This window comes from Bacillus sp. B2-WWTP-C-10-Post-4, assembly GCF_009183805.1.
Lineage (GTDB): Bacteria > Bacillota > Bacilli > Bacillales > Bacillaceae_G > Bacillus_A > Bacillus_A cereus.
Map to the genome: position 1 here is coordinate 1 of NZ_WEII01000203.1, position 4,157 is coordinate 4,157.

Here is a 4,157-nt window from a genome sequence, read left to right on the forward strand (position 1 = left end):
GTATTAGAATGCTTACTTCACTTGAATAAAATTAAGTAGGAGGTGGCTTCCTTGCTTACAAAGTAAGTAAGGAAAAGTATTTGGACATATATAGTATAAGTATAGTGATTGTTTTAATTGCTTTAACGGCATTTTTCGTTGCAGCAGAATTTGCAATTGTTAAAGTGAGAAGTTCACGAATTGACTATTTAATTGCAGAAGGAAATAATCGTGCAACATCGGTCAAAACAGTCATTACAAACTTAGACGAATATTTATCTGCTTGTCAGCTGGGAATTACTGTTACAGCTTTAGGAATTGGGTGGTTTGGTAAACCTGCGTTAAAGCAAATGTTTGATACGCTTTTTGCAAATTGGAATATCTCTACTCAACTAGCAGACATTTTTGCTGTGATTTTAGTGTTTTTGTTAATTACTTTTTTGCATGTTGTAATAGGTGAATTGGCCCCAAAAACATTTGCAATTCAAAAATCTGAACAAGTGAGTTTACTTGTTTCTAAGCCGTTAATTTTCTTTTATCGTATTGCATTCCCATTCATTTGGCTATTAAATGGTTCAGCTCGAATCATTACGAAGCTGCTAGGGCTGAAACCGCCGAAGGGACATGATGAGGTTCATTCAGAAGAAGAATTACGGTTGTTAGTTTCAGAAAGTTATAGAAATGGTGAGATTAATCAATCTGAATATAAATATGTGAATAAAATTTTTGAATTTGATGATCGGATTGCAAAAGAAATAATGGTACCTCGAACTGAAATGAATATTATAAGTAAAGAGATGTCTGCTGAAGAAGCTCTGCAAAAAATGTCTCGTGAAAAATATACAAGGTATCCAGTTGTTGATGGCGACAAAGACCACGTAATAGGTTTTGTGAATTTTAAAGATATTTTTACTGAATTTGTACAACATAAAGCTGTTAATAAGAAGACAGTAGAGCAATATATGAGACCAATTATTTTAGTTATCGATTCTATTCCAATTCATGATTTGTTTTTAAAAATGCAAAAAGAAAGAACACATATTGCTATATTGATAGATGAATATGGTGGAACATCTGGACTTGTTACTGTTGAAGATATTCTGGAAGAAATTGTTGGAGATATTCAGGATGAGTTTGATACGGATGAGCAGCCAGAAATTCAAAAGGTTAGTGAAACGAAGACGATACTAGAGGGAAAAGTACTTGTTAGTGAAGTGAATATGTTATTTGGTTTAGGGATTGATGATGATGGTGTTGATACAATCGGTGGTTGGATTTTAACGAAGAATATAGAGATTGCTGAAGAGGATTCCATTGAAATTGAAAATTATAAGTTTTGTGTGAAAGAATTAGATGGACATTATATAAAAAGATTAGAAGTTACAAAGATAGTAGAATCGATTGTTATTTTAGAAGATGAAAAACAAATTTCGTTACAAGAGCAAATTAGCTCGTAAACTCTGCTATATAGCAGAGTTTTTTTGAGCATAATGTTTTTTGAGGGATAAGGGCTATGATACAATGACATAAGTCAAACCTTTCACTAGGTGAAGTATTGTTGTATACATATATTTGGAAGGAGAAGAAGTATGAAAAAGCATTTATATATAAATGGAGATTGGAAATCTGTAAACACGTATAAACCATTATATGCACCATATTCTGAAGAAACATTAGCTGAAATTGCACAAGGCACGGAAGAAGATGTAAAAGAGGCTGTTACCGCTGCAAAAAATGCAATGACAAAAATGAATACATTATCTGCATATGATCGTGCGACTATTTTAGAGAAAGTTGCGCAAAAAATGGATGAAAGAAGAGAAGAATTTGCAGAGATTATTGCAAAAGAAGCTGCAAAACCAATACGTGCTGCAAGGGGAGAAGTAGATCGTACTGTTCAAACATACAAATTTGCAGCTGAAGAAGCGAAGCGTATATATGGTGAGACATTGCCATTAGACGCCGCACCTGGTGCAGATGGGCGTATTGCATATACAATCCGAAAGCCGATTGGGGTTATAGGGGCTATTACACCATTTAATTTCCCATTAAATTTAGTAGCGCATAAAGTTGGACCAGCAATTGCTGCCGGAAATACAGTTGTATTAAAGCCAGCTGATCAAACGCCATTATCATCTTATGCATTAGTTGAGTTATTTGAAGAGGCAGGATTGCCAAATGGAGCTTTAAATATCATTTCTGGCCCTGGCTCCACGGTTGGTGAGGCCATCGTCAAAAATGATTACGTTGCTTCTATTACTTTTACCGGAAGTCCAAAAGTTGGAATTGGAATAAAACAAAAGGCTGGGCTAAAACGAGTTACGTTGGAACTAGGATCAAATGCTGCTGTTATCATTGATGAAGATGTAGAGTTAACAGATGAAATAATTGAACGTGTAAAATGGGGAGCATTTGTTAATAATGGGCAAGTTTGTATTTCAGTACAACGTGTTTTTGTACATGAAACGAAAATGCATGAATTTCTTTCGAAGCTAAAGAAAGCGATGGAATCAGTTGTTGTTGGTGATCCACTGCTTGAGGAAACGGATGTATCAGCTTTAATTTCAAAAAGAGATGTAGAGCGAATTGATATGTGGGTTCAAGAAGCAATTAAGGAAGGAGCAACTGTTTTAAGCGGTGGTAAGAAGCGGGATGCAAGAATTTTTGAACCGACTGTATTAACAAATGTTCCAGATCATGTATCTGTGCAGTGCCAAGAAGTATTCGGTCCACTCATGACAGTAAATACATTTAAAGAATTTGATGAAGCGATTGAACAAGTAAATAATTCGCGTTACGGCTTACAGGCAGGTGTATTCACAAATAATTTATTTAAAGCAATGCGTGCAATTGATGAGCTAGAGGTTGGTGGTGTCATGATTAATGATATTCCAACGTTCAGAGTAGATCATATGCCTTATGGTGGCGTGAAAGAAAGTGGCACGGGGCGTGAAGGAATTAAATATGCAATAGAAGAAATGACAGAAATGAAATTAGTATGTATTAAAAAATAAAGTAGAAAAACTTAAAACTTGCACTAAAAAACGAGTAGGAAATGTTTACGATTCCATACTCGTTTTTTACGCTTCTAGTAACTATTTAATTAAGTGTAACTTTTACTTCATTTCTTGTTTGAAAATAGTATCTTCTACATAAATTTGTTCTTTATCTACAGCAGTAGCATGAGTTAATACTAAACCGATTGGTGTTTTTGTATCTTTATTTTGAACAATTGTAAAAGGAACATTTTTTTCGTTTGCTAATTTAATGTATTTTGATAAATGTGGGTAAGCAATGCCACCATTTAGGAGGAGTTGTAATGATTGAGAAGGGCGCATGCTACCCGCCACTTCAGAGTATACATTACTTTGCATTACTTGACCGATCGTTAAAGCGATTTCCACACGCTCACGTAATGTAGTTAAATACATATTACGTTCTTCTGGTTTGTTTTGCTTTTGGCCGTAAATGCCTTCTTGGAGATAATCTTCCACATTTTTATTTACCATATTTTTCACACCTTTCATTTTCTATTGTACGCAAGAATTAAAAATGATGCAAAAAAAGTCGTTTTGACTACGGAAATAATGAAAATATGTGAAGGAAAAAGGGGATTTGCATACAATTAGTTAAATAAGAAAGAAAAAATAATTTTATCAACAGAAATTAACAAAATGTGACAAAAATCTATTAACGAATCGTATTTTTTGTGTTAATATTCAAAATATAAAGGGTATTCGTCGTATGGAAATGGAGGGAATGGAGGTTTTTCCAATCGATAAGGATATTAAAGAAATATTTTGTTCACACTTGAAAAACAATAGGCACCAATTCGTAGAGAACTGGAAAAACAAAATGATAATTTCCGAAAAAGATCCATTTAAACTAGAAGTAGTTCAAAATGGAGAGGATTTACTAGAGTTAATTATCGAACTTACTATGGAAGATAAAGATATAAATTATCTTCAACCGTTATGTGAGAAAATTGCTATTGAACGTGCTGGAGCAGATGCGAATATTGGAGATTTTGTTTATAACGCAAACGTGGGAAGAAATGAACTTTTCGAAGCGATGTGTGAATTAGATGTTAGCGCTCGTGAATTGAAACCAATTATGGCAAAAATACATACTTGTTTTGACAAATTAATTTATTATACCGTTTTAAAATACTCGGAAAT

The 4,157-nt window shown here is 33.8% G+C and carries 3 protein-coding genes and 1 pseudogene; 3 read left to right on the plus strand and 1 reads right to left on the minus strand.

Going from position 1 to position 4,157, the window contains the following annotated elements:
* Nucleotides 1–80 precede the first annotated feature (80 nt).
* Together GBN78_RS28905 and GBN78_RS28910 are read left to right on the plus strand one after the other, a co-directional pair.
* The gene (locus GBN78_RS28905; RefSeq protein WP_044584423.1) at nucleotides 81–1,436 is read left to right on the plus strand and encodes a hemolysin family protein; all 1,356 of its coding nucleotides are present in this window, start codon (nucleotides 81–83) and stop codon (nucleotides 1,434–1,436) included.
* A gap of 132 nt (nucleotides 1,437–1,568) precedes the next feature.
* Nucleotides 1,569–2,993: an aldehyde dehydrogenase family protein gene (locus GBN78_RS28910; protein ID WP_152127995.1), complete on the plus strand. Its 1,425-nt coding sequence runs from the start codon at nucleotides 1,569–1,571 to the stop codon at nucleotides 2,991–2,993.
* 102 nt (nucleotides 2,994–3,095) lie between these two features.
* Here the strand turns inward: GBN78_RS28910 and GBN78_RS28915 are convergent, their stop codons facing one another.
* On the minus strand, nucleotides 3,096–3,488 hold the full coding sequence (locus GBN78_RS28915) for a YueI family protein (protein ID WP_000247557.1): 393 nt from the start codon (nucleotides 3,486–3,488) through the stop codon (nucleotides 3,096–3,098).
* A gap of 235 nt (nucleotides 3,489–3,723) precedes the next feature.
* Between GBN78_RS28915 and GBN78_RS28920 the strand changes: the two are divergent.
* Nucleotides 3,724–4,157, plus strand: a pseudogene (locus tag GBN78_RS28920) (BA2291 family sporulation histidine kinase); the annotation flags it as partial.